This window comes from Pseudomonas sp. TE6283, assembly GCF_054060555.1.
Window position 1 is genome coordinate 132724 of record NZ_JBSSDH010000011.1, and the last position, 24085, is coordinate 156808.

A 24085-nucleotide genomic window follows, 5' to 3' on the forward strand; every position below is an offset into this window, starting at 1 on the left:
AGCGCTACCCTCATCGCCGGCAAGCCGTCGATGAGGGCGATTGGGTCGAGATGGTTTACTCGGCATCCAGGTGCATCGGCGTCACCACGCGGCCATCGCTCTCGGCCTGGCCGAGGTTGGTGTCGATGAAGTACACCCGGTCATCTTCCAGCTGGCCCTTGTCCACGAGGTAGTCCTTGATGCTGCTGGCCCGCTCCTGGCCCAGGTTGCGCAGCAGCACGGTACTTTCCGCCCAGGACTTGATCACCGCCTCGCGCAGCTTGGCGCTACGCTCGTCACGGCTCAGGTCCTGCCATTCAGCCGGGGGCTGCTGTTTCAAGCGGGTACGGTAGATGCCTTCGAGCATCGCCGGCTTGTCGCTGTCGTCCACCACCAGCAGCGAGGCGTTGGCCGGTACCTTGTCGCCGCGGCGCTGGAGGATCTTGTACCAGGTGGCCTGGTACTCGCGCTCCAGGCGCTGCTGGGCGATCAGCGGGCCGTCGCTGCTCTGGGCGGCGGTGCCTTCGATCTCCAGGCGCAGTTCGGGGCGTGCCTTGAGGGCTGAGGCGAGCTTGTCGAGGGAGGCCTGCACATCAGGGGTCAGGTCGCTGGAGCCCGCCGCGAAAGAGACGTTGCCCAGGTCTTGGGCGCCGCCGCCGGAGACCAGCCCGCCGAGCAGCTTGAACGGCGCCTGGGCCGCGCGCAGCACCAGGTTGCGCAGGGTCTGCCAGACGATCGGCATCACGCTGAATTGCGGGTTGTTGAGGTCGCCCGACACAGGCAGCTCGATAGAGATCCTGCCTTCGGTGTCCTTGAGCAGCGCCACCGCCAGGCGGATCGGCAGGTCCACCGCGTCGGGGCTGTCGACTTTTTCACCCAGCTGCAGCTGTTCGACCACCACTTTGTTCTCGGCCTTGAGCTGGCCGTTGGTGATCAGGTAATGCAGGTCGAGGTTCAGGCGGCCCTTGCGGATCCGGAAGCCGGCGAACTTGCCGGAGTAAGGCGTCAAGGTGGTCAGTTCGACGCGCTTGAAGCTGGTGGCGATATCCAGGCTGGCCAGCGGGTTGAACGGGTTGAGCGCGCCCTTGATGGTGACCGGCGCATAGCGGTCCACCTTGCCCTTGATGTCCACTTTGGCCGGCAGCGGCTTGCGGTTGTCGATGGTGCCGATCTGGCCATTGAGCTGCTGCACGGCGGTGGCGAAGTTGGGTGTAAGGGTCAGGTCGGCGAAGTTGGCCGAACCGTCATTGATGCTGATCTGGCCGATACGAATACCCAGTTCCTTGCCGCTGCCGGACGCCGCCGGCTTGCTCGGCGCCGCAGCGGGTTTGTCCGCAGGTTGCGGGATCAGCAGGTCGTCGACGTTGGTGGTGCGGTCTTCGTTGATGATGAAGCGCGCATAGGGTTGCAGCAGGGTGACCTTGTCGATCGACAGGGCATCACCGTGCACGTAGGACAGGCCATCGACGTTGACCTGCTGCCATTTGACGAAGTCGCGGTTCTTGATGGTGTCCAGGGTGTGCAGCTGGTTGGCCTGGGCCTTGCCGGTGATGCTGAAGGCCAGTGGCTCGGTGCTCTTGAGGTCGACCTTGAGGTCGCTGGAGAGCATGCCGCTGCGCAGCTCCAGGCGGATGAACGGGCTGATGTAGGCCTGGGCGACGCGCAGGTCGATGTCGCGGGTGGCTACATCGAGTTTTGCCGTGACCGGCGCCAGGTTGACCTGGCCGGCGGCCTGCAGCTTGCCCTGCTTGCCCACGCCGGTGTCGAGCTTGAGGGTGAAGGGCGACTGGTTGAGGCTGTCGAAGTTTTGCAGGTCGAGGTTGAGTGGGCCGACATCCAGGGCCACGGGCTCCTTCTGGCTACGGTCGGCCAGGTGGACCAGGTAGTTGCGCGCCTGCACATCCTTGAGCAGGACCTGCCAGGGCTTGCTCGGTTCCTTTGCGGCCTGCTCTTCAGGGGTCGGCTCGGCGGCGGCGGGCTCGGCCTTTTCCTTCGGCGTGGCCTTGGCTGGCTGGCTGGCGAACAGCTTCTGCCAGTCGAGCTGGCCGTCCTTCTCCAGCGCCGCCCAGGTCTCCAGCTTCTCGCTGCGGATCTTGCCGACGGTGACCAGCTGTTTGACCAGGTCGATGGAGGTCTCGCTGACCTCCAGGCTGGCCAGGCGCGCCAGTGGGCGACCATCCGGGGCCTTGATGGCAAAGGGCGCGACCCGTACCGAGGCGTTGTCGAGCAGCAGCTCGGTTTCCTTGGCGAGGTTGAGCTTGTAGTGGGTGTCGAGGCTGACCATGCCGTCTTCCAGCACCAGCGGCACGGCGTCACGCACATAAGGCCAGAACAGCTTCATCTTGCCGTCGGTGACCTTGAGGGTGCCTTCGGAGGCGATCGGCGTCAGACTCAGGGTGCCGCTCCAGTCGATGCGCCCACCTGACGGGCCGTTGGCTACCAGGGTCATGTCGGCGTTGTCGTCGGGCAGGGTGCTGAGGTTCTTCAGCTCCAGGTTCATCGAGTCGTAGAGGAACTCGATCGGCTCGCTCGGGCGCAGGTCCTGGAAGTGCAGGTAACCGTCGCTGAGCTTGATACTGGCGATGCGCAGCGGGAACGGATCGCTGGGCGGCTCGTCCGGCTTGGGCTCGCTCGGCGGAATCTTGAACAGCTGGGTCAGGTTGAGGCTGCCGTCCTTGGCGAACAGCAGCTCGGTGCGCGGCTTGTCCAGCTCCACGGCGTCCAGGCGCAGGGCCTTGGTCCACAGGCTGTCGAAGGCGAGGTTGGCATAAAGGCGTTCGAAGCCGACCTGCTCCTTGCCGGGCTCGCCGATCTGCAGACCCCAGAGCGTCAGCTCAAGGCTGAACGGGTTGAGCTCGATGCGCTGCAGGTGCGCCGGCACCGTGGCGTATTGCGCCAGTTGCTGGTTGGCAATGCGCAGGGCGACACCAGGAAGAATGAAAAAGCCGAGCAGGCCGTACAGGGCCACGAGGGCCAGCAGTGCGCCGATAGCGCGGGTCAATCCTTTGGGCATGTGTCGCATCGTCTGTATCAGGCTGGAGTGCTTGGAGTATGGCACGTTAAATCGGTTCCGATGAACGGAGCAAAATACCTCATTCGAGGCCCATGCGCCGTCGTGCTCGGTGCGCCGAACCGTCGCGCATGGCCCAGCGCAGTACCGGGGCGGTGTTGTCCAGGCCCAGGCGGATCATGCGCCGTTCGACCGCGCCCAAGTGCAGGCCGAGCATGGCGCAAGCCCACTCTGGCAGCAGGTCGATGCCGGCCTTGAGCATCAGCTTGCCTACCGGTTCTGCCATCCGGCTGGGCGCCGGGGCCTTGAGCAGGATGTCCACCACCTCCAGGCTGCGTGCGTCGCACTGCAGTTGCGGGCGCATGCGTCGCAGGTACTCGTCGACCTCGGCGCAGGAGCGTGGCACGTCACGTGCGCCGAGGCGTTCGGCGATCAGTGCGATCTCGTCGTAGTAGGCGTCCTGCTCGGCGCGCGGCAGGTGGGGGTTGCGATAACGCAGGTGGGCGGCGAGGAAACTGCTGACTTCGGCCACATGCACCCAGGTCAGCAGGTCGGGGTCGCTGGCCGCATAGGGACGGCCGTCGGGCGCGGTGCCGGTGACCTTGAGGTGGATGGTGCGGACCTTGTCGATCAGCCAATCGGCGTCACGGGTCGAGCCGAAGGTGGTGCCGGAGATGAACTGGCTGGTGCGGCGCAGGCGTCCTAACAGGTCCTGACGGAAATTCGAATGATCCCACACCCCGGCCAATGCCAGCGGGTGCAGCAGTTGCAGCATCAACGCGCTGATCCCGCCCACCAGCATGCTGGGGAAGTCGCCATGTACCCGCCAGCTGATGCTCTGCGGGCCGAACAGGCCGGGATCGCCTTTGGGCGATTCCAGGTCGAGCTGGCCGAGGGCCAGCCCGGTGAGGCTCATGACCTGGGTTTCGATGCGACGACGTAGGACTTCCATGGCGACCTGTGCTGGCCGCCATGGCGGCCGTCTATGAATTGAGGCGTATGTCCATTGGCCGGGATTCTCCCGGGCCGGTGGGGGCGTGCGTCTCGAGCGCGCCTGCCTGGACATGATAAACCGTGGGCTCCTCGGAAAAATACGGCGACAGGTGGGCCATGAAGACCTGGTGGTCTTCACTGGCCTCGAAGCCAGGCGTGTGATCCTCGAGGGATTGCCACTGGACGATCAGGTGGAATTGATGGGGTGCTTCGATCCCTTGCGCGAGCAGGTGGCTGATGTGCCCTTTGGCCCGGCTGAGCAGAGGGGCGACTTCGGCGAAGGCGTGCCTGAAGCTGTCGAGATGTGCCGGTTGGATGGGAAGTATGGCGATTTCGTAGATCATGGCGGTTCTCGTTGGGTGATGGGGGCGTCAAACGCTGGCTGGGGTGTTCGCAGGCACGACCGCAATGGCGATCTTTCCTTGCAGGCCATTGTTGGGGCTTTGCAGCCGGGCATGGGCCAGCGCAACGTCGGCCAGGGGGTAGACGGCGCCCACATGTGGCCGCAGTTGGCCGCGTTCGACCAGCACGCTCAGCTCATCGAGCTTGCCGCGCTGCTGGCGGGTAAAGACAAAGTGATAGCTCGCGTTCTTGCCCCAGGCCTGGAGGAGGTTCTGTGGTTGCGCAATGTCCACGATCGACACCACGCGGCCCAACTGGGCCAGGGCGTCCGGGCTGCGAGACAGCGCATCGCCGCCGATGGTGTCGAATACCACATCGACGCCATGGCCTGCGGTTTCCTTGAGGATGACGTCGACATAGTCCTGGCGCTCGTGGTCGATGACCACATCGGCGCCCATGCGCCGCACGAACTCGGCGTTCGCTTCGCGCGCCGTGGTAAAGACCCTGGCGCCCATGGCCTTGGCCAGCTGGATCGCCACATGACCGACGCCGCCGGCACCGCCATGCACCAGGATGCTCTCGCCCACCCTGAGCGCCGCGCGGACCACCAGCGCCTCCCAGGCCGTGCCGCCGACCAGGCTCAGGCTTGCCGCCTCGAGATGGCTCAGCGACGGCGGCTTCAGGCCGACGATGCCTTCGGCGGCGACGTGGTATTCGGCATAGCTGCCGGCGCCTTCGAAGATCTGCGGGGTGTACCACACTTCGTCACCGGGGCTGAACGCCGTCACCCCAGGCCCGACGGCTTCGACGACGCCGGAGACGTCGTGCCCGGTGATGGCCGGCAGCGGTACCAGGTCGGGATAGTCGCCGCGGCGGACCTGGTAGTCCAGCGGGTTGACGGAGGTGGCATGCACCCGGACCAGCACCTGCCCGGCCTTTGGCACCGGTCTGGCGGTGTCACGATAGACGAACGCATCCGGGCCGCCGAAGGCATCCAGTATCAACGCTTTCATGGTGTTTCCTCGCTTCGATAAAAAGGGATATCGAGAAATATCGATATAATAAGGGAGATCAAACTGCCTTTCTGGTTCAGGGCGCCTGGCAGGCACCTCGGTGATTGCTCCTTGGTTTCGTTAAAACGGGATATCGGGAAATTCCGATATATTGAAATTAAAGCAAACCCTACAGTTCGCTCCCGATCAGCTCGGCGAGCGCGCTAATGGCCGCTTCGTTGCGCTTGTAGTAGGTCCACTGGCCAATGCGGCGGACCTCGACCAAGCCTGCACGCTGCAGGGTGGCCAGGTAGTCGGACACCGTTGACTGCGACAACCCCACGCCTTCCTGGATACTGCTCACACAGACACCCACGGTGTGAACGTCACCTTCGTCCTGCGGAGGAAAGTGTTTCACCGGGTCTTTCAGGCCTTTGAGGATCTCGAGGCGTGTGCGGTTCGAGAGTGCCTTGAATACGTCGAGCAGTTCCATGACGCGATAATATCGAGATTTACCGATATGTCAAATCGCCCCAGGGCGGCCGGCAGAGACCGCCCTGTGAAGCTGCTTACTGATTCAGGCGTTTGTCGATCAGCCCCTGGACCACACTCGGGTCGGCGAGGGTGGACGTGTCACCCAGGTTGTCCAGTTCGTTGCAGGCGATCTTGCGCAGGATGCGCCGCATGATCTTGCCCGAACGGGTTTTGGGCAGTGCGGGCGCCCACTGGATCAGTTCAGGCTTGGCGAAGCTGCCGATCTCCTTGCTGACCAGGGCCAGCAGTTCGGCCTTGAGCGCGTCGTCCGGCACGACGCCGTTCATGGGGGTGACGAAGGCGTATACCCCCTGGCCCTTGAGGTCATGGGGGTAACCGACCACGGCGGCCTCGGCGACGCTGTCGTGCAGCACCAGGGCGCTCTCCACCTCGGCGGTGCCGATACGGTGGCCGGAGACATTGATCACGTCGTCGATGCGCCCGGTGATCCAGTAGTCGCCATCGGCGTCGCGGCGGGCCCCGTCGCCGGTGAAGTAGTAGCCGGGCAACGGCTTGAAGTAGGTGTCGACCATGCGCTGGTGGTCGCCGTAGACACTGCGGATCTGCCCGGGCCAGCTGGCCTTGATCGCCAGCAGTCCGGCGCCGGGGCCTTCGATCAGCTTGCCTTTGTCGTCCAGCAGCACCGGTTGCACGCCGAACATCGGCTGGGTGGCGCAGCCCGGCTTGAGCCGTGGCGTGCCGGGGAGGGGGGTGAGCATGATGCCGCCGGTCTCGGTCTGCCACCAGGTGTCGACGATGGGGCAGCGTTTCTGTCCGACGGCCTCGAAGTACCATTCCCAGGCTTCCGGGTTGATCGGCTCGCCGACACTGCCGAGCAGGCGCAGGGTTTGGCGCGAGGTGCTTTGCAAGGGACCGGGGCCTTCGCGCATCAACGCGCGCAGGGCGGTGGGCGCGGTGTAGAAGATGTTCACCCGGTGCTTGTCGATCACCTGCCAGAAGCGCGAGGTGTCGGGGTAGTTGGGCACGCCTTCGAACATCAGCGAGATCGCGCCGTTGGCCAGCGGGCCGTAGACGATATAGCTGTGGCCGGTGACCCAGCCGACGTCGGCGGTGCACCAGAACACCTCGCCGTCACGGTAGTCGAACACGATCTTGAAGGTCATGGTCGCCTGCAGCAGGTAGCCGGCGGTGGTGTGCAGCACACCCTTGGGCTTGCCGGTGCTGCCAGAGGTGTAGAGGATGAACAGCGGATCCTCGGCGTTCATCGGTTCGGCGTGGCAGTCGTCACCGGCCTTTTCCGTCACCTCGTGGTACCAGAGGTCGCGGCCTTCGCTCCAGGCCACGTCAGCGCCGGTGCGCTTGATCACGAATACGCTGCTCACCGCCGGGCAACTGGCCAGGGCCTTGTCGACGTTCTGCTTGAGGGGGATGCGCTTGCCGCCACGCACGCCTTCGTCGGCGGTGATCACTGTACGGCAGTCGGCGTCGAGGATACGGTCGCGCAGTGCGTCAGGGGAGAAACCGCCGAACACCACCGAGTGGATGGCGCCGATGCGCGTGCAGGCGAGCATGGCGTAGGCGGCTTCGGGGATCATCGGCATGTAGATGCAAACCCGGTCGCCTTTTTTCACGCCACGGGCTTTCAGGGCGTTGGCCAGGCGGCAGACCTGGCGGTGCAGTTCGCGGTAGCTGATGACCTTGCTGTCCGCGGGATCGTCGCCCTCCCAGAGCAGGGCGGTCTGCTCGCCGCGCTGGGCCAGGTGGCGATCGATGCAGTTAAGGCTGACATTCAGCTGGGCGCCGTCGAACCAGCGGGCGCTGCCAGTGTTCAGGTCGCATTGCTGCACTCTCGACCAGGGCTTGATCCAGTCCAGGCGCCTGGCCTGTTCGGCCCAGAAGGTGTCGGGGGCATCCACCGACTGGCGGTATAGGCGGCGGTACTCGTCGTCGCTGAGGGTGGCGGACTGGCTCACGGCCAGGGCCTGGGGATAGTCGCGGAGATCGAACATGGCGGGTGGTCCTGCTCTTGTTAGGGGCGAGGGACTGCAACGGCTTATTCGATGGACAGTGTAGAAGGTGGGGGTGTTCCCGGGTGGAAAGCATCGCGGGGCAAGTCGCATCGGCGCACCGATGCGACTTGCCCCGCGATTGGTCTTGCTGGTCGATCAGCCGCGGTGACGGCCGCGGAAGTAGTTGATCAGGCCCTGGGTCGAACCATCCTCGGCGTTGTCCTCTTGGGCGCCGACCAGGCGCTGGTAGACACCCTTGCCCAGTTCCTTGCCCAGCTCGACGCCCCACTGGTCGAAGGCGTTGATGCCCCAGACCACGCTCTGCACGAACACCTTGTGCTCATACATCGCCACCAGCGCGCCAAGACGGCGCGGGCTGATGCGCTCGACCACCAGGGTGTTGCTCGGACGGTTGCCCGGGATCACCTTGTGCGGTGCCAGCTTGGCGATATCGGCCTCGTTCAGGCCCTTGGCGCGCAGCTCGGTCTCGGCTTCCTCGCGGGTCTTGCCGAGCATCAGCGCCTGGCTCTGCGACAGGCAGTTGGCGTACAGCCACTGATGGTGGTCCGCCACCGGGTTGAAGCTCACCACCGGAACGATGAAGTCGGCCGGGATCAGCTGGGTGCCCTGGTGCAGCAACTGGTGGTAGGCGTGCTGGCCGTTGCAGCCGACGCCGCCCCAGATCACCGGGCCAGTGTCGGTCTTCACCGGGCTGCCGTCCTGCAGAACGCTCTTGCCGTTGGATTCCATGTCCAGCTGCTGCAGGTGCTTGGTGATGTTGCGCAGGTAGTGGTCGTACGGCAGGATCGCATGGGCCTGGGCACCCCAGAAATTGCCGTACCACACGCCCAGCAGGGCCAGCAGCACCGGCATGTTCTTTTCGAACGGCGCGGTCTGGAAGTGCTGGTCCATGGTGTAGGCGCCGGACAGCAGCTCCTTGAAGTTGGCGGTGCCGATGGCCAGGGCGATTGGCAGGCCAATGGCCGACCACAGCGAGTAGCGGCCGCCGACCCAGTCCCACATCGGGAAGATGTTCTCTTCGCGGATGCCGAAGGCCACGGCCGCGGCCTTGTTGCTCGACACGGCGATGAAGTGACGGTACAGCTCTGCCTCCGAACCGCCCTGGGCGAGGTACCAGGTGCGCGCGGCCTGGGCGTTCTTCAGGGTTTCCAGGGTGTTGAACGACTTCGACGAGACGATGAACAGGGTGGTCTCGGCGCGCAGGTTGGCCGACAGCTCGTGGAACTCGCTGCCGTCGATGTTCGCCAGGTAGTGGCAGCGCACGCCGCGCTGGGCGTAGGGCAGCAGCGCCTCGGAGACCAGCTCGGGGCCGAGGAACGAGCCACCGATGCCAATATTGACCACGTCGGTGATCGGTTTTTCGCTGTAGCCGCGCCACAGGCCGTCGTGGATGCGGCCGACCAGTTCGGTGATCTGGTTCAGTACCTTGTGCACTTCCGGCATCACGTTGACGCCGTTCACGCTGAGCTTGTCGCCGACCGGGCGGCGCAGGGCGGTATGCAGCACCGGGCGGCCTTCGGAGGCATTGATGATCTCACCGCTGAACATCGACTTGATGGCCGCTTCCAGGTCGACGTCCTTGGCCAGGTTCACCAGCAGGTCACGGGTCTGCTCGGTGATCAGGTTCTTCGAGTAGTCGAGGAACAGGCCGCAGCTGCTCAAGGAGAACTGCTCGAAGCGCTTGCCGTCGGCGGCGAAGGCTTCGCGCATGCTGAAGCCCTGCATGGCGTCGCGGTGTTGCTGAAGCGCCTGCCAGGCGGGCAGCGCCGTCACATCGTGGGGGGTACGGTAATACGCCATTGCGGGTGGTTTCCTTGGTGCATGGTCAGGCTTGGACAGCGGCATTCGTTGCCGGTTGCAAGCTGGACATTATAGGCATTGGCGCCAAGGCGGGAATGGGGGGAGGCAAACGGTGTGGATTAAAAATTGTCACCGGCTGGATACCTGGCGTGCGTGGGGCGACGGTTCGCCGCGCCCACGCGCGGGCGTCAGGCGGTCTGCTCTTCCAGGTGCAGGTAGATGTTGTCGATCAGACGGGTATTACCCAGGTACGCCGCCGCGATCACCACGAGGTCACGGTCGTCGATCATCGCCGGGCGCAGCGTCAGGGCGTGGCGCACTTCCAGGTAGTCCTTGCGCAGGCCTGCCGCTTCCAGTTGCGCCTGGCCCTCGGCGATCAGCGCCGCGAAATCGCGCTGGCCATGGCGCAGGGCCTCGGCGATGCCGTTCAGGGTGCGGTACAGCACCGGGGCGGTGGCTCGCTGTTCTGGCGTCAGGTAGCCATTGCGCGACGACAGCGCCAGGCCGTCCTCGGCGCGCACGGTCGGCTCGCCGATGATCTGGATCGGCATGTTCAGGTCACGCACCATGGCGCGGATCACCGCCAGTTGCTGGAAGTCCTTTTCGCCGAACACGGCCAAGTCCGGCTGGACCATGTTGAACAGCTTGCTGACCACCGTCGCCACGCCCTCGAAGTGGCCGGGGCGGCTGGCGCCGCACAGGCCTTCGGAGAGTTGCGGCACGCTCACCCGGGTCTGCACCGCCATGCCGTCGGGATACATCTCCTCGACGGTGGGGGCGAACAGCAGGTGGCAGCCGGCCTGGAGCAGTGTTTCCTGGTCGGCGGCGAGGGTGCGGGGGTACTTGTCCAGGTCCTCGCCGGCGCCGAACTGCAGCGGGTTGACGAAGATGCTGGCGACTACGAAGTCGGCGCGCTGGGCGGCCTTGGTCACCAGGGCGGCGTGGCCGCTGTGCAGGTTGCCCATGGTCGGCACGAAGGCGATGCGCTTGCCTTCGCCACGGGCGCGGGCCACGGCGGCGCGCAGTTCACGGACGGTCTTGACGGTATTCATGCGCTGAACCCATGTTCGCTGCCTGGAAAACTGACTTCCTTGACCGCGCGGACATAGGCGGCCAGGGCACTCTGGATGTCCGGCTGGCCGACCATGAAGTTCTTCACGAACTTCGGCACGCGGCCGCTGAGCGACAGCCCGAGCATGTCATGCAGGACCAGCACCTGGCCATCGGTGGCGCTGCCGGCGCCGATGCCGATCACCGGAATGCTTACCGCCTGGGTGATCTCCGCCGCCAGTTCGCTGGGCACGCACTCGAGCAGCAGCATGGCCGCGCCGGCCTGCTCCAGGGCGATGGCGTCGGCGCGCATCTGGCGGGCCTGGGCTTCCTGGCGACCCTGGACCTTGTAGCCGCCCAGCACATTGACTGTCTGAGGAGTCAGGCCCATGTGCGCGCACACCGGCACGCCGCGCTCGGCCAGCAGGCGGATGGTCTCGGCCAGCCAGGCGGCGCCTTCGATCTTGAGCATGTGGGCGCCGGCGCGCATCAGTTCGGCGGCGTTGACAAAGGCCTGTTCGGGGGTGGCATGGGCCATGAACGGCAGGTCGGCGAGGATCAGCGCGCCATCATTGCCGCGTTTGACGCACGCCGTGTGGTAGGCCATGTCGCGGTTGGTGACGGGCAGGGTGCTGTCATGGCCCTGCAGGACCATCCCCAGGGAGTCGCCCACCAGCAGGACTTCCACGCCGGCCTGGCTGGCGACCTTGGCGAAGGTCGCGTCGTAGCAGGTCAGCATGGTGATTTTTTCGCCCTTGGCCTTCAGGCCGTGCAGGGTGGTCAGGGTTACTTCAGGCATGTAGGGGAATCCTCGTTCAGGCGCTGTGAACAACAACTGCGTACAACGCGTGTATTCATCTTCCGGAGCGGCACATCATCGTCTGTGATGTTCGGGCACAGGTCCGTCCGGGCCTAAATGGGTGATTGCGGCAGAGTGGCGCCGCGGGACGCCTATAGTCGTGAGCGAGGTGGGGGAAGTCAACCAGGCGTGTTACCGCATTGTTACGGCACCGGTGTTACTGGCGTTACCGCGGTCGGAAACGCCCGAACTACAGGCGTTCCAGGCCGACGAACGGACAATCTTCGAGCAGCTGCGCCAGTGCGCGACCGTCGGCGAGGCGGAATTCGGCGGGCACCAGCTCGGCGAGCGGGTACAGCACAAAGGGGCGGGCGTGCATGTGGTAGTGCGGCACCTGCAGGCGCGGCACGTCGATGACCTGGTCACCGAACAGCAGCACGTCGAGGTCGAGGGTGCGTGGGCCCCAGCGCTCCTGGCGCACGCGGCCCTGGTCGTTCTCGATGGCTTGCAGCGCGTCGAGCAGCTCCAGCGGCGCCAAGGCCGTGTCGATGGCCGCCACGGCATTGGTGTAGCGCGGCTGGCCGGGCAGCAGCGAGTCGCTGGTGTAGAGCGCCGAGGCCGCCGCCAGGCGGGTGTCGGCGATCAGGTCCAGCGCCTGCAGGGCGCTGCGCAGCTGCTCGGCGGGCTCATCCAGGTTGCTGCCCAAGCCGATGAACGCACGGGTGTTCATGCTCAGTCCCAGGCCTGCTCGTCGTCGCGCTTGCGTTTGCCGCCGCTGCGCTTGCGCTTGCGTGGGCCGGCAGTGCCGCCGGCACCGTCGTCGCGGCTGCCTAGCTCGCGGATCATGTCGCGGCGCTGGCTGTCGTTGGCGTCCTGGTAGTCGGTCCACCATTCGCCCAGGCCGTCGGTTTCCTCGCCGGCGCTTTCACGCAGCAGCAGGAAGTCGTAGCCGGCGCGGAAGCGCGGGTTGTCCAGTAGCATGTCGGCGCGCTTGCCGCTGCGCCGTGGCAGGCGCTCCTGCATGTCCCAGATCTCGCGGATCGGCAGGGTGAAGCGCTTGGGAATGGCAATGCGCGCGCACTGCTCGGCGATCAGGTCGTGGGCCGCGCCGTTCATGGCCGGGATCGGCGGCACGCCTTGGCTCTGCAGGTACAGCGCACGTCCCGGCAGGGCCGGCCAGAGCAGGGCGGCGAAGAGGAACGCCGGGGTCACCGGCTTGCCCTGTTTGACGCGCAGGTCGGTGTTGCTCAGGGCCTGGCTGATCAGGGTGTGGGTGTAGGTCGGGCGCTCTTCCAGGGCCTGGCTGCTGGCCGGGAACAGCGGCTCGAACAGTTGCAGGTCGACCAGCATCTCGAAGGTGATCGCGCCCTGGCCGTTGAGGAACAGCTTGAGGCTTTCCTCGAACAGGCGTGCCGGCGGAATGTCACGCAGCATGGGTGCCAGCTCGCGGATCGGCTGCACGGTGTGCTTCTCGATGCCGAAGTCCAGCTTGGCGGCAAAGCGTACGGCGCGCAGCATGCGTACCGGGTCTTCCTGGTAGCGGTGCGTGGGGTCACCGATCAGGCGCAGCAGACGGTTACGGATGTCATGGACACCGTTGGCGTAGTCGAGGATGCGCTCGCTGACCGGATCGTAGTACAGGGCGTTGATGGTGAAGTCGCGGCGTTGCGCGTCTTCTTCCAGGGTGCCGTATACGTTGTCGCGCAGGATGCGGCCGCTGGCGTTGTGCGATGAGCGGTGGCTATCGGACTGGTCCTCATCCGAGTGCGGGGCACGGAAGGTGGCGACCTCGATGATGTCACGGCCGAAATGCACGTGGACCAGCTTGAAGCGCCGGCCAATGATACGGGCGTTGCGGAACTCCGCGCGGACCTGCTCGGGCGTGGCGCTGGTGGCGACGTCGAAGTCCTTGGGCGTGATGCCCAGCAGCAGGTCGCGGACACAGCCACCGACCAGGTAGGCCTGGTAACCGGCTGCCTGCAGACGCTCGACGATGCTCACGGCATGGCGGCTGAACTGGCTGCGCTGCAGCGAGTGCTGGCTCTTGTTGATCACTTCAGGCGTGGTGCGCCTGTGGTGCTGGCCACGAACGGGCGGGCGGAACGACTGGAACAGCTTCTTCAGCATGGGATGCACTGTTTGAAGGAATGATCGGCCAAGGATAGGAGAATGGCCGCATGATGGGCGGGGATTCTAGCATTTACTGGGGGAATGGTGTAGGCGGTGTCGCAGGGGGATGATGCTAAGGGGAGAAACGACATGGGGAGCCGAAGCTCCCCATCAAGTCGTTGCGTGCTCTTATTGTTTTTTTTACGGGCTTCTTGTTTTTGTTGAATGCCCTGTCCACAAATCTGAAAGCTTGTGGACGACCCCCAAACCAGGGGTGAAGAGCAAACGGATTGCTTTGGTCGCCGAGTTGATGCTGATCTGTCGATCCAATCAGTTCAGGTGCTGCTTTTGAGTGCAGTTTTTGTTGTTCTCTGCCTGATCGTGGGGCAAGCCCCAAACACAACGCCTCTCCAAAAGAATCAGTTAGCTGCGCCTCCGCCGTCTTGTTCTTGTTGTGCGTGAGTCGTTTCGTCTTGTTCTTATTCTGAGTTGCAGTGCTTGTTATTGTTCTTGTACCAGACATATAGCAGGTGCCGTGCCAACTTTTGAAAACCCAATGAAATCGGGGGTTTCAGTGATTCAGGCAGGTTTTGGGGCGGGGCAAATGTAGAAATTTCGTTACCTTACGCCTCGGTGATGTTACGCCTGACAGGGTGGGGTAACAGATTTTTGCGGGAACTGATGTGTTACCGCGCAAACGCATCGCGGGGCAAGCCCGCTCCCACGTCACCCTTGCCAGGTGCGTGGGAGCGGGCTTGCCCCGCGATCGGATTACACAGAATCAGTTGTCGCTGGTGGCGTTGCTCTTGCGCCGCGGGATGCCCAGGCGCTGGCGGCGCTCCCACAGGCATTTGCGGCTGACGCCCAGCTTGCGCGCCAGTTCGGTCTCGGTCATGTGGTCCTGGTGCTCGAGAACGAAGTGCTGGAAGTAGTCCTCCAGCGACAGGTCCTCGGTCGGCTCGTGGCTGGCGTTGTTGGCGCTGGCCAGGCTCGGCAGGTTGTCCAGTACGTCGTCGTCTTCCAGGTCGCTCAGCTCGATGTCGATGCCCAGCAGGTCGGCAGAAATTTCTGCGCTCTCGCTGAGGATCACCGCGCGCTCCACTGCGTTCTCCAGCTCGCGCACGTTGCCCGGCCAGCTGTAGTGACGGATGGCCTGCTCGGCCTCGTGGGAGAAGTGCAGGTCGTCGCGGCCGATGCGCGCGCTCTGGCGGGCGAGGAAGGCATTGGCGATCTCGTTGACGTCGCTGCCGCGCTCGCGCAGGGCCGGCAGCTTCAAGGCGATGACGTGCAGGCGGTAGTACAGGTCTTCGCGGAACTGCCCGGCCTTGGCCAGGTTCTTCAGGTCGCGGTGGGTCGCGGCGATCAGGCGCACATCGACCTTCTGCGACTGCACCGAACCGACCCGGCGGATCTCGCCTTCCTGCAGCACGCGCAGCAGGCGGGCCTGGGCCTCAAGGGGCAATTCGCCGATCTCGTCGAGGAACAGGGTGCCGCCGTCGGCGGCCTCGACCAGGCCCGCGCGCCCGGCGCTGGCTCCGGTGAATGCGCCCTTCTCGTGGCCGAACAGTTCCGACTCGATGAGCGTTTCCGGAATCGCCGCGCAGTTCACCGAGATCATCGGTGCCTTGGCCCGGCGCGAGAGGTTGTGCAAGGCACGAGCGACCAGCTCCTTGCCGGTGCCCGACTCGCCCTGGATCAGCACATTGGAGTCGGTCGGGGCGACCTTGCGAATCTTGACGTACATGTCCTGCATCGGCGGGCACGAGCCGATGATGCCGATCTCGCCGTTGGCGGCCGCGCTACCTGCCTTGTCACTGGCTGCCTTGCCGTTGCTGGCGCGAGGCTCGGCGGCAGGCGCCGCGGCCGGGGCGTTGTGCCGGTCGCGCAGGATGCGGGCCACGGCCTGGAGCATCTCGTCGTGGTCGAAGGGCTTGGCGATGTAGTCCACCGCGCCCATCTTCATCGAGTCCACCGCCGAGCGCAGGCTGGCGTAGCTGGTCATGATCAGCACCGGGGTGCCCTGGCCGAGCTTGATCAGCTCGGTGCCCGGGGCGCCCGGCAGGCGCAGGTCGCTGACGATCAGGTCGAAGGTGGCAATGCTGAAGCGTTCCTGGGCTTCCTGCACCGAGCCGGCTTCGCTGACCTGGTACTGGTTCCGTTCAAGCAGGCGACGCAGGGCCGAACGGATGATGGTTTCGTCTTCGACGATCAGAATGTGCGGCATTGATTCAATTCTCTCGACGGTCTCGAATTTCAGGGGACGTCGCTACGACATGCCGGGGCAGGGTCACGCGGATCCGGGTACCACGTTGGCGCTCGATGTCGGCCGGGCTGTCGATGGTGATTTGCCCATAATGCTCTTCCACGATGGAATAGACCAGAGCGAGCCCCAGTCCGGTTCCTTCGCCCGGGTCCTTGGTGGTGAAGAAGGGTTCGAAGAGGCGGTCCATGATGCTTTTCGGGATGCCGCTGCCTTCGTCCTCGACGATCAGGTCGACGGTGTGTTCGTTCACTTCGCTGCGCACGCGCACGGCGCTGCCGGGAGGGGAGGCGTCGCGGGCGTTGGAAAGCAGGTTGATCAGCACCTGGGCCAGGCGCTGCGGGTCGCCCTCGACCCAGTGCTGCGGGTCGCAGAGGTTGAAGAACTGTACTTCGAAATTGCGCCGGTTCAACGCCAGCAGACCAATGGCGTCCTGCGCGACTTCGGCCAGGCACACGGGCTCCTCGCTGTTCTGCTGGCTGCCGCCGGCATGGGCGAAGCTCATCAGCGACTGGACGATGCGTGACACGCGCTTGGTCTGCTCGAGGATCTGGCTGGACAGCTCGATGATCTCGCCGTCGCCCTCGCGCTCCTCGCGCAGGTTTTGCGCAAGGCAGGCGATGCCGGTGATCGGGTTGCCGATCTCGTGGGCCACCCCTGCGGCCAGGCGACCGATGCTGGCCAGGCGCTCGGAGTGCACCAGCTTGTCTTCCAGCGCCTGGGTCTCGGTGAGGTCCTCGACCAGCAGCACCAGGCCGCTGTTGCCCGGGGCCAGCGGCTCGTCGATGGCCGCCTTGTGCAGGTTGAGCCAGCGCGGCTGGCCATCGAGTGCCAGCCGCTGCTTGTGCAGGTGCTCGTCGGGCACGTTGATGAAGCCTTGCAGCAGGCCGCGCCAGGGCTCGCCGATGGTCACCAGGCGCGAACCGACCACGTGCTTGGCGGCGATCCCGGTGAGCTCCTCCATGGCCTTGTTCCACATCAGGATCTCCTGGTCCTTGGCCAGCGAGCACACGCCCATGGGCAGTTCCTGCAGGGTCTGGCGGTGGTAGCGGCGCAGGGCGTCGAGTTCGGCGGCAAGGCCGGTCAGGCGCGAGTGGTAGTCCTCGAGGCGGCTCTCGATGAAGTGGATGTCCTCGGTGACGTAGTTCTCGTTGCCGGACTTGTAGGGCAGGAAGGTCTCGACCATGTCCTGGGCCACGCTCGGGCCCATCAGGCCGGAGAGGTTGGCCTCGATGCGATCGCGCAGGCGGCGCAGGGCGTAGGGACGGCGCTCATCGAAGGGCAGGTAGAGGTCGCGCAGGGCCTGTTCCACCTCTTTCTGCGCGGCCTTGGCGCCCAGCGGCTTGGCCAGCTGGGTGGCGAACTCCTGGGGTGAGGCAGCGTGCAGCTCGCGGCGCTGCGGGCGACGCACGTTGTCCACCGCACAGGCCTCGGCGGCGCTGACCTCTTCGCTGCTGGCGTTGGTGAACAGCGAGATCAGGGTGAACAGCAGGACGTTGGCCGCCAGCGAGGCGATGGCCGCCATGTGCCAGCTGGTGTCGTCCAGCACGTAGATCATGTCCAGCAGCGGGATGTAGAAGCCCTGCAGGTTGCCCAGCAGCGGCAGCAGCATGGTCACCATCCACACCAGCATGCCGGCCAGCAGCCCGGCGATGAAGCCGCGGCGATTGGCGGTGGGCCAGTACAGCACCGAAAGCACGCCGGGCAGGAACTGGAGGGTGGCGACGAAGGCGACGATGCCCAGGTTGGCCAGGCTCTGGTGGGTGTTCTGGGTCAGGTAGAAGACGAAGCCGGCAGTGATGATGGCGACGATCAGCGCCCGACGGGTCCATTTCAGCCAGCGGTAGATGTTGCCTTCGGCTGGCGGCTGGTACAGCGGCAGCACCAGGTGGTTCAGGGCCATGCCCGACAGCGCCAGGGTGGTGACGATGATCAGCCCGCTGGCGGCCGACAGCCCGCCGACATAGGCCAGTAGCGCCAGCGCTTCGTTGTTGGCGGCGATGCCCAGGCCCAGGGTGAAGTACTCGGGGTTGGTGCTGGCACCCAGGCGCAGGCCGGCCCACAGCACCAGCGGCACGGCCAGGCTCATCAGCAGCAGGAACAGCGGCAGGCCCCAGCTGGCGCTGACCAGTGAGCGTGGGCTCAGGTTCTCGGTGAAGGCCATGTGGTACATTTGCGGCATGACGATCGCCGAGGCGAAGAACACCAGCAGCAGGGTACGCCACGGCCCTTCCTGCAACGGCGTGTGCAGGGCGGCGAGGGCCGTTTGGTTCTGCAGCAGCCAGACTTCCAGGCCGTGTGGCCCGCCGAACACACCATACAGCGCATAGAGGCCGACGCCGCCCAGGGCCAGCAGCTTGATCACCGATTCGAAGGCGATGGCGAACACCAGGCCTTCATGCTTCTCGCGGGTGGCGATATGGCGCGAGCCAAAGAAGATGGTGAACAGCACGATCAGCACGCAGAAGGCGAACGCCACCCGCGCCTTGACCGGCTCGCCGGTGAGGATGCTGATCGAGTCGGCCACCGCCTGGATCTGCAGGGCCAGCAGCGGCAGCACGCCGATCAGCATGAAGATGGTGGTCAGCGCGCCGGCCCAGGTGCTGCGAAAGCGAAATGCCAGCAGGTCGGCCAGTGACGACAGCTGGTAGGTGCGGGTGATCTTGAGGATCGGATAGAGCAGCACCGGGGCCAGCAGGAACGCCCCGGAGACCCCCAGGTAACAGGCGAGGAAGCCGTAGCCGTACTGGTAGGCCAGGCCGACCGAGCCATAGAAGGCCCAGGCACTGGCGTAAACACCTAGCGACAGGGTGTAGGTCAGGGGGTGGCGGATGACTGCGCGCGGGATCAGTCCGCGTTCGCTGATCCAGGCCACGCTAAACAGCACCAGCAGGTAGGCGGCGCTGATCAGGATCATCTGGGTCAGGCTAAAGCTCATCGGCATCTCGTTGGCTCTGCAGGATGAAGGTGACGACGATCAGGATCAGCCAGAGCAGGTAGGGGCGGTACCAGGCTCCGGTCGGCTCGATCCACCAGTCCATGATGGCCGGGGAGAACAGGTAGATCCCCACGACCAGAAGCAGGACCAAACGATAGATGTACATGCTGGCCTCGATGGGTTGGGCGCTGCGGGCTTGGACTTATTATTGGCGCAAATGGCTGGGGCGATGCTAGCGGGAATCGGTAGGGTTCGCCAAGGGTTTGAATTTGTTGGGCTTTTGATTTTGGTATTGCGTGTTCTGGCCCTATCGCGGGGGGCCCCCCCCCCCCCCCCCCCCCCGGGGGTGGGGGGGGGGGGGGGGGGGGGGGGCCCCCCGCGATAGGGCCGGTACTGCTTTAGCGCAATTCCGCCTCGGGCACCGTCATCTGTCGCGCAATTTGCTCCGGCCGCCACTGCTGCCGCGCCACCGCCAGCACCTCGGCCGGGCTGGCCCCCGCCAGTGCCGGATCGCCCTGCTGCCCCAATGCCCGCAGGGCGCGCAGGAGCAACGGCGTCGCCTGGTCCGCCTCCAGTGGTGGCGAGCGGTACGACTTGCCCAGCTTGTGCCCGTCCGGCTGCACGATCAATGGAATGTGCAGGTAGCGCGGCTGCGAGAACCCCAGCAACTCCTGCAGGTACAGCTGGCGCGGCGTGTTGTCCAGCAGGTCGGCGCCGCGCACGATGTCGGTGACACCCTGCCAGGCATCGTCCAGCACCACCGCCAGTTGATAGGCATACAGCCCATCGCGACGCTGGATGACGAAGTCGCCCACCTCGCGGCCCAGGTGTTGCTCGAACGTGCCCTGGACCCGGTCGCTGAAGCGGTAGGTCAGCTCCGGCACCCGCAGACGGATCGCCGCGCCTTCGCGGGCGTGCCCGGCGTTGCGGCAAAAGCCCGGGTAGATGCCGTTGTGCCCTGCCAGCTGCTTGCGCGAGCAGGTGCAGGCATAGGCCAGGCCCATGTTGAACAGGCGGTCGACCACCGCGGCGTAGGCATCGTGGCGCTGGCTCTGGAACACCACCTCGCCGTCCCACTCCAGCCCGTAACGTTCCAGTGTCTGCAGGATCGCGTCACGGGCGCCGGGCATCTCCCGGGGCGGGTCGGTGTCTTCCATGCGCAGCAGCCAGCGACCGTTCACGGCGCGGGCGTCGAGCCAGGAGGCGAGGGCGGCGACCAGCGAGCCGAAGTGCAGGAAGCCGCTGGGGGTGGGGGCGAAGCGGCCGATGTAGCGGGAGTCGTTCATGGATTGCACAGCTATATAAATGAAGACGGGGCGTACCCGTCGTAGAGCGCGGGCAAGCCCGCTTCTACAACCGATACGCCCCGTCTGCGAGGGTCCGGGATCAGCCTTTACCGACAGTCTTTTCCTTCTTCTCTGCAATTTCCTTGCAGTCGAAGCACAGGTCGGCGGTCGGACGGGCCTCGAGGCGGCGCAGGCCGATCTCGATGCCGCAGGAGTCGCACCAGCCGTACTCGTCGGCCTTGATCTTGTCGAGGGTCTTGTCGATCTTCTTGATCAGCTTGCGCTCGCGATCGCGGTTGCGCAGCTCCAGGGCGAATTCTTCTTCCTGGCTGGCACGGTCCGCCGGGTCGGGGAAGTTGGCTGCTTCGTCCTTCATGTGGTCCACGGTGCGATCCACGCTGACCATCAGCTCGCCTTTCCAGGCGTTGAGGAGCTTGGTGAAGTGCTTCTTCATGGGCTCGCCCATGTACTCCTCACCCTTGGTCTCTACGTAGGGTTCGACACCGTACATGGTCTGGACTTTTTGCTTTTCTACGGTGGACATGAATAGACCGCCTCTCACTCATCTGATCCAATGCGCAGGCTGCTTCCATCTCCGGCGCCCGCCGGCCCTGCGACTGCGAGCCGCCGAACTTACCAGATAGATCCGGGGTGCGCTACCCCGCCCTATGCCTGCTTTTGACAGCGGCATGACCGGCGCGTTCGTTGGCGTGCACAGGTAGAATCACCAGTTTAGACCCAATTGAGAGAAGGCCCATGGCTCAGCCACACAGTGCGCGCAGTCGCGCCATCGAACCCTTCCACGTCATGGCCCTGCTGGCCCGTGCCAACGAGCTGCAGGCCGCGGGCCACGACGTGATTCACCTCGAGATCGGCGAGCCGGACTTCACCACCGCCGCGCCGATCGTCGCCGCCGGCCAGGCCGCCCTGGCCGCCGGGCATACCCGCTACACGGCGGCCCGTGGCCTGCCGCAGCTGCGCGAGGCGATCGCCGGGTTCTATGGCCAGCGCTACGGTGTGGACCTCGATCCAGAGCGCGTGCTCATCACCCCGGGTGGTTCCGGCGCGCTGCTGCTGGCCAGCAGCCTGCTGGTCGATCCGGGCAAGCACTGGCTGCTGGCCGACCCGGGTTATCCGTGCAATCGGCATTTCCTGCGCCTGGTAGAAGGCGGCGCGCAACTGGTGCCGGTAGGGCCGGACGTCAATTACCAGTTGACCGCCGGTCTGGTCGATCGCCATTGGGACAAGGACACCGTCGGCGCCCTGGTCGCCTCGCCGGCCAATCCGACTGGCACGGTGCTCGACCGCGACGAGCTGGCCAGCCTTTCCAGGGCCACCCGCGAGCGTCATGGGCATCTGGTAGTGGACGAGATCTACCACGGTCTCACCTACGGCATGGATGCGCCGAGCGTGCTGGAAGTGGACGATGAGGCATTCGTCCTCAACAGTTTTTCCAAATATTTCGGCATGACCGGCTGGCGCCTGGGATGGCTGGTGGCACCGCCGTCGGCGGTGGGCGACCTGGAAAAGCTGGCGCAGAACCTCTACATCAGTGCCCCGAGCATGGCCCAGCACGCCGCGCTGGCTTGCTTCGAGCCGCAAGCCCTGGCCATCCTCGAGGCGCGTCGCGCCGAGTTCGCCCGTCGCCGCGACTACCTGCTGCCGGCTTTGCGCGGGCTGGGTTTCGGCATTGCCGTGGAACCCCAAGGGGCCTTCTATCTGTATGCCGATATCAGCGCGTTCGGCGGTGATGCCTTCGCGTTCTGCCGGCATTTCCTGGAAACCGAACACCTGGCGTTTACCCCGGGCCTGGACTTCGGCCGGCACCAGGCCGGTCATCATGTGCGTTTCGCCTACACCCAGAGCCTGCCGCGCCTGGAAGAGGCGGTACAGCGCATCGCCCGTGGCCTGCAAAGCTGGCAGGGCTGATCGATGCAGTTTCCGCCCCTGGAACAGGCGCGCCTGCTGCGCCGCTACAAACGCTTCCTGGCCGACATCGAGTTGGCCAGTGGCGAGCAGATCACCATCCACTGCCCCAACACCGGCTCCATGCTCAATTGCATGCACGAGGGCGGGCAGGTGTGGTTCAGCCGCTCCAACGACCCCAAGCGCAAGTTGCCGGGTACCTGGGAAATCAGCGAAACGCCCCAGGGCCGTCTGGCCTGCGTCAACACCGGGCGCGCCAACGCCGTGGTGGAGGAGGCCCTGCGCGCCGGTGTGGTCAGTGAGCTGGCCGGCTTCACCATGCTCAAGCGTGAGGTGGCCTATGGCGAGGAGCGCAGCCGGATCGACTTCTACCTGGAGTATGCCGACGGCACCAAGGCCTATGTCGAGGTCAAGAGTGTGACCCTGGGTTACCCCGACACGCCGGTGGCGGCTTTCCCCGACGCCGTCACCCAGCGCGGTGCCAAGCACCTGCGCGAGCTGGCCACCCTGGCGCGCCAGGGGATCCGCGCGGTTCAGCTGTATTGCGTGAACCTGACCGGCATCGAGGCCGTGCGCCCTGCCGAGGAGATCGACGCCGCCTATGCCCAGGCCCTGCGCGCCGCCGTGGCGCAAGGGGTCGAGGTACTGGCCTACGGCACCCGCCTGGATGCGCAGCAACTGGTCATCGACCGTCCGCTGCCGGTGCTGCTCACTCCGTGAGCCAGATGCCCTGGCTGTCTTCCCGGCAGTCCAGGGCCTCCAGCCACTCGCCCGCGCAGGGGCCAGTGATGCATTCGCCGCTTTCTATGAGGAACTGGGCCCCGTGATGGGCGCACTGGATCAGGCTCGCGCTGTCGTCGAGAAAGCTGTCCGCTGCCCAGTTCAGCGGGATGCCCCGGTGCGGGCAGCGGTTGCGGTAGAGGTGGACCTTGCCCTGGCGGCGCACGCCGAACAGTGGCACGCCAGCTACGCTGAAGGCGCGGCTGCGGCCCTCGGCGAGGTCGTTGGAGGCGCAGAGAAAATGCATTGCAGCGGAGCTTCCGGTTAAGCCGTGTGACAAAGGGATGGCTTGACGCTTCAATGCGAATAATTATCAAATTGCCCGCATTCGCCGCGCCAGGCTGTCTATGGTGCGCACTTGTGCCGCCCGTCACAAGGTGTGTTGCCCGCCCTCTGCAAAGGAATTCGATGATGCGCCGTCCCGCTGCCTTGATTGCCCTGTGCGCCGGTCTTGCCCTGTCCGCCCAAACCATGGCCGCCGAGCTGCCGCAGCGCTGGGTCAGCGCCGGTGGCGCCCTGAGCGAGTGGATCAGCGCCCTGGGCGGCGAGCAGCGGCTGGTCGGTGTCGACACCACCAGCCAGCACCCCGAGTCGCTCAAGGCGCTGCCCAGCATCGGCTACCAGCGCCAGTTGTCGGCCGAAGGCATCCTCAGTTTGCGCCCCGATGTGCTGGTGGGTACCGAGGAGATGGGGCCGCCGCCAGTATTGGCGCAGATCCGCAAGGCCGGGGTACGAGTCGAGTTGTTCTCCAGCAAGGCTGAGCTTGATGCGGTGGACGAAAACCTCAAGCACCTGGGGGCGTTGCTGGGTGGCGAGCAGAAGGCAGAGGCCTTGGCTGCGGACTATCGCCGGCAACTGGAGGCGCTGCACAAGCAGGTCGAACAGGCTCAGGCCGGGCACAAGGCGCCCGGCGTCCTGCTGCTGGTCGGCCATGCCGGCGCCAAGCCGATGATCGCGGGACAGGGTACCGCCGGGGACTGGGTGCTGCGCCAGGCGGGAGGACGCAACCTCGCCGATCACCAGGGCTACAAGAATTTCTCGGTGGAGGCCCTCGCCGCACTGAATCCGGACGTGGTGGTGTTCTCCGACCGGGCCCTCAGCGGCGAGCAGGCCCTGCAGGCGCTGATCAAGGAAAACCCGGCCCTGGCGGCTTCGCGCGCGGCGCGCGACAAGCGCCTGCTGTCGCTCGACCCGACGCTGCTGGTCGGCGGCCTGGGCCCGCGCCTGCCGGCCACCCTGCATGAGCTGGCCGCCAGCTTCTATCCTGCCGCCAAGGCCAGCTTCAACCCATGAGGC

20 protein-coding genes are annotated in these 24085 nt (G+C 65.4%); 3 read left to right on the plus strand and 17 right to left on the minus strand.

Going from position 1 to position 24085, the window contains the following annotated elements; all coding sequences use genetic code 11:
• Positions 1-55 precede the first annotated feature (55 nt).
• From ACVWZ5_RS16400 to dksA, 16 genes are all read right to left on the minus strand, one after another.
• Positions 56-2992, minus strand: coding sequence for a DUF748 domain-containing protein (locus ACVWZ5_RS16400; RefSeq protein ID WP_084942455.1), 2937 nt, complete (start codon positions 2990-2992; stop codon positions 56-58).
• A gap of 79 nt (positions 2993-3071) precedes the next feature.
• On the minus strand, positions 3072-3941 hold the full coding sequence (locus ACVWZ5_RS16405; RefSeq protein ID WP_084942456.1) for an oxygenase MpaB family protein: 870 nt from the start codon (positions 3939-3941) through the stop codon (positions 3072-3074).
• A 31-nt stretch (positions 3942-3972) separates the two neighbouring features.
• Complete coding sequence (locus ACVWZ5_RS16410; RefSeq protein ID WP_084942457.1) at positions 3973-4326, minus strand: antibiotic biosynthesis monooxygenase family protein; 354 nt, start codon at positions 4324-4326, stop codon at positions 3973-3975.
• 27 nt (positions 4327-4353) lie between these two features.
• Positions 4354-5337, minus strand: a complete 984-nt coding sequence (locus tag ACVWZ5_RS16415; protein ID WP_084942458.1) for a zinc-dependent alcohol dehydrogenase family protein — start codon at positions 5335-5337, stop codon at positions 4354-4356.
• 169 nt (positions 5338-5506) lie between these two features.
• A complete protein-coding gene (locus ACVWZ5_RS16420) occupies positions 5507-5809 on the minus strand; it encodes an ArsR/SmtB family transcription factor (protein WP_050706976.1) in 303 nt (100 codons plus the stop codon).
• A 76-nt stretch (positions 5810-5885) separates the two neighbouring features.
• Positions 5886-7820, minus strand: coding sequence for an acetate--CoA ligase (gene acs, locus ACVWZ5_RS16425; RefSeq protein ID WP_062572742.1), 1935 nt, complete (start codon positions 7818-7820; stop codon positions 5886-5888).
• Positions 7821-7976: 156 nt separating this feature from the next.
• Positions 7977-9641 carry a glucose-6-phosphate isomerase gene (pgi, locus tag ACVWZ5_RS16430; RefSeq protein WP_062572743.1) on the minus strand — a complete coding sequence of 555 codons (1665 nt, stop codon included), beginning with the start codon at positions 9639-9641 and terminating at the stop codon, positions 7977-7979.
• Between the two features lie 188 nt (positions 9642-9829).
• On the minus strand, positions 9830-10693 hold the full coding sequence (panC, locus tag ACVWZ5_RS16435; RefSeq protein ID WP_062572744.1) for a pantoate--beta-alanine ligase: 864 nt from the start codon (positions 10691-10693) through the stop codon (positions 9830-9832).
• The gene (gene panB / locus ACVWZ5_RS16440) at positions 10690-11490 is read right to left on the minus strand and encodes a 3-methyl-2-oxobutanoate hydroxymethyltransferase (protein ID WP_084942460.1); all 801 of its coding nucleotides are present in this window, start codon (positions 11488-11490) and stop codon (positions 10690-10692) included. The genes panC and panB overlap by 4 nt, the downstream gene beginning before the upstream one ends.
• 250 nt (positions 11491-11740) lie before the next feature.
• Positions 11741-12220, minus strand: a complete 480-nt coding sequence (gene folK, locus ACVWZ5_RS16445) for a 2-amino-4-hydroxy-6-hydroxymethyldihydropteridine diphosphokinase (protein ID WP_028691236.1) — start codon at positions 12218-12220, stop codon at positions 11741-11743.
• Positions 12221-12222: 2 nt separating this feature from the next.
• Positions 12223-13617 carry a polynucleotide adenylyltransferase PcnB gene (locus ACVWZ5_RS16450; RefSeq protein ID WP_028691235.1) on the minus strand — a complete coding sequence of 465 codons (1395 nt, stop codon included), beginning with the start codon at positions 13615-13617 and terminating at the stop codon, positions 12223-12225.
• A 763-nt stretch (positions 13618-14380) separates the two neighbouring features.
• Positions 14381-15823: a sigma-54-dependent transcriptional regulator gene (locus tag ACVWZ5_RS16455; RefSeq protein WP_084942461.1), complete on the minus strand. Its 1443-nt coding sequence runs from the start codon at positions 15821-15823 to the stop codon at positions 14381-14383.
• Positions 15824-15827: 4 nt separating this feature from the next.
• Entirely contained in the window at positions 15828-18803 is a 2976-nt protein-coding gene (locus ACVWZ5_RS16460; RefSeq protein WP_457340732.1) for a sensor histidine kinase, read from the minus strand.
• The gene (locus tag ACVWZ5_RS16465; protein WP_003250005.1) at positions 18787-18963 is read right to left on the minus strand and encodes a hypothetical protein; all 177 of its coding nucleotides are present in this window, start codon (positions 18961-18963) and stop codon (positions 18787-18789) included. The genes ACVWZ5_RS16460 and ACVWZ5_RS16465 overlap by 17 nt, the downstream gene beginning before the upstream one ends.
• Before the next feature lie 232 nt (positions 18964-19195).
• Positions 19196-20083: a tRNA glutamyl-Q(34) synthetase GluQRS gene (gene gluQRS, locus ACVWZ5_RS16470; RefSeq protein WP_084942463.1), complete on the minus strand. Its 888-nt coding sequence runs from the start codon at positions 20081-20083 to the stop codon at positions 19196-19198.
• Positions 20084-20183: 100 nt separating this feature from the next.
• Positions 20184-20627 (minus strand): RNA polymerase-binding protein DksA, encoded by a 444-nt coding sequence (gene dksA, locus ACVWZ5_RS16475; protein ID WP_050706966.1) that lies wholly within the window; start codon positions 20625-20627, stop codon positions 20184-20186.
• Between the two features lie 212 nt (positions 20628-20839).
• Here dksA and ACVWZ5_RS16480 point away from each other — a divergent pair, with 212 nt between their 5' ends.
• Both ACVWZ5_RS16480 and sfsA read left to right on the plus strand, forming a co-directional pair.
• The gene (locus ACVWZ5_RS16480; protein ID WP_457340733.1) at positions 20840-22012 is read left to right on the plus strand and encodes a pyridoxal phosphate-dependent aminotransferase; all 1173 of its coding nucleotides are present in this window, start codon (positions 20840-20842) and stop codon (positions 22010-22012) included.
• 3 nt (positions 22013-22015) lie between these two features.
• A complete protein-coding gene (gene sfsA, locus ACVWZ5_RS16485) occupies positions 22016-22729 on the plus strand; it encodes a DNA/RNA nuclease SfsA (RefSeq protein ID WP_084942464.1) in 714 nt (237 codons plus the stop codon).
• Here sfsA and ACVWZ5_RS16490 read toward each other — a convergent pair.
• A complete protein-coding gene (locus ACVWZ5_RS16490) occupies positions 22719-23036 on the minus strand; it encodes a Rieske (2Fe-2S) protein (protein ID WP_062572751.1) in 318 nt (105 codons plus the stop codon). The two genes, sfsA and ACVWZ5_RS16490, sit on opposite strands and share 11 nt — an antisense overlap.
• Before the next feature lie 161 nt (positions 23037-23197).
• On the opposite strand from ACVWZ5_RS16490, the gene ACVWZ5_RS16495 reads away from it, so the two are divergent.
• Positions 23198-24082, plus strand: coding sequence for a heme/hemin ABC transporter substrate-binding protein (locus tag ACVWZ5_RS16495; RefSeq protein WP_062572752.1), 885 nt, complete (start codon positions 23198-23200; stop codon positions 24080-24082).
• The last annotated feature ends 3 nt before the right edge of the window (positions 24083-24085 follow it).

Coding starts and splice junctions, on each gene's coding strand:
- ACVWZ5_RS16400 (WP_084942455.1), bottom strand. CDS start 2,992: ATGCCCAAAGGATTGACCCGCGCTATCGGCGCACTGCTGGCCCTCGTG.
- ACVWZ5_RS16405 (WP_084942456.1), bottom strand. CDS start 3,941: ATGGAAGTCCTACGTCGTCGCATCGAAACCCAGGTCATGAGCCTCACC.
- ACVWZ5_RS16410 (WP_084942457.1), bottom strand. CDS start 4,326: ATGATCTACGAAATCGCCATACTTCCCATCCAACCGGCACATCTCGAC.
- ACVWZ5_RS16415 (WP_084942458.1), bottom strand. CDS start 5,337: ATGAAAGCGTTGATACTGGATGCCTTCGGCGGCCCGGATGCGTTCGTC.
- ACVWZ5_RS16420 (WP_050706976.1), bottom strand. CDS start 5,809: ATGGAACTGCTCGACGTATTCAAGGCACTCTCGAACCGCACACGCCTC.
- acs (WP_062572742.1), bottom strand. CDS start 7,820: ATGTTCGATCTCCGCGACTATCCCCAGGCCCTGGCCGTGAGCCAGTCC.
- pgi (WP_062572743.1), bottom strand. CDS start 9,641: ATGGCGTATTACCGTACCCCCCACGATGTGACGGCGCTGCCCGCCTGG.
- panC (WP_062572744.1), bottom strand. CDS start 10,693: ATGAATACCGTCAAGACCGTCCGTGAACTGCGCGCCGCCGTGGCCCGC.
- panB (WP_084942460.1), bottom strand. CDS start 11,490: ATGCCTGAAGTAACCCTGACCACCCTGCACGGCCTGAAGGCCAAGGGC.
- folK (WP_028691236.1), bottom strand. CDS start 12,220: ATGAACACCCGTGCGTTCATCGGCTTGGGCAGCAACCTGGATGAGCCC.
- ACVWZ5_RS16450 (WP_028691235.1), bottom strand. CDS start 13,617: ATGCTGAAGAAGCTGTTCCAGTCGTTCCGCCCGCCCGTTCGTGGCCAG.
- ACVWZ5_RS16455 (WP_084942461.1), bottom strand. CDS start 15,823: ATGCCGCACATTCTGATCGTCGAAGACGAAACCATCATCCGTTCGGCC.
- ACVWZ5_RS16460 (WP_457340732.1), bottom strand. CDS start 18,803: ATGCCGATGAGCTTTAGCCTGACCCAGATGATCCTGATCAGCGCCGCC.
- ACVWZ5_RS16465 (WP_003250005.1), bottom strand. CDS start 18,963: ATGTACATCTATCGTTTGGTCCTGCTTCTGGTCGTGGGGATCTACCTG.
- gluQRS (WP_084942463.1), bottom strand. CDS start 20,083: ATGAACGACTCCCGCTACATCGGCCGCTTCGCCCCCACCCCCAGCGGC.
- dksA (WP_050706966.1), bottom strand. CDS start 20,627: ATGTCCACCGTAGAAAAGCAAAAAGTCCAGACCATGTACGGTGTCGAA.
- ACVWZ5_RS16480 (WP_457340733.1), top strand. CDS start 20,840: ATGGCTCAGCCACACAGTGCGCGCAGTCGCGCCATCGAACCCTTCCAC.
- sfsA (WP_084942464.1), top strand. CDS start 22,016: ATGCAGTTTCCGCCCCTGGAACAGGCGCGCCTGCTGCGCCGCTACAAA.
- ACVWZ5_RS16490 (WP_062572751.1), bottom strand. CDS start 23,036: ATGCATTTTCTCTGCGCCTCCAACGACCTCGCCGAGGGCCGCAGCCGC.
- ACVWZ5_RS16495 (WP_062572752.1), top strand. CDS start 23,198: ATGATGCGCCGTCCCGCTGCCTTGATTGCCCTGTGCGCCGGTCTTGCC.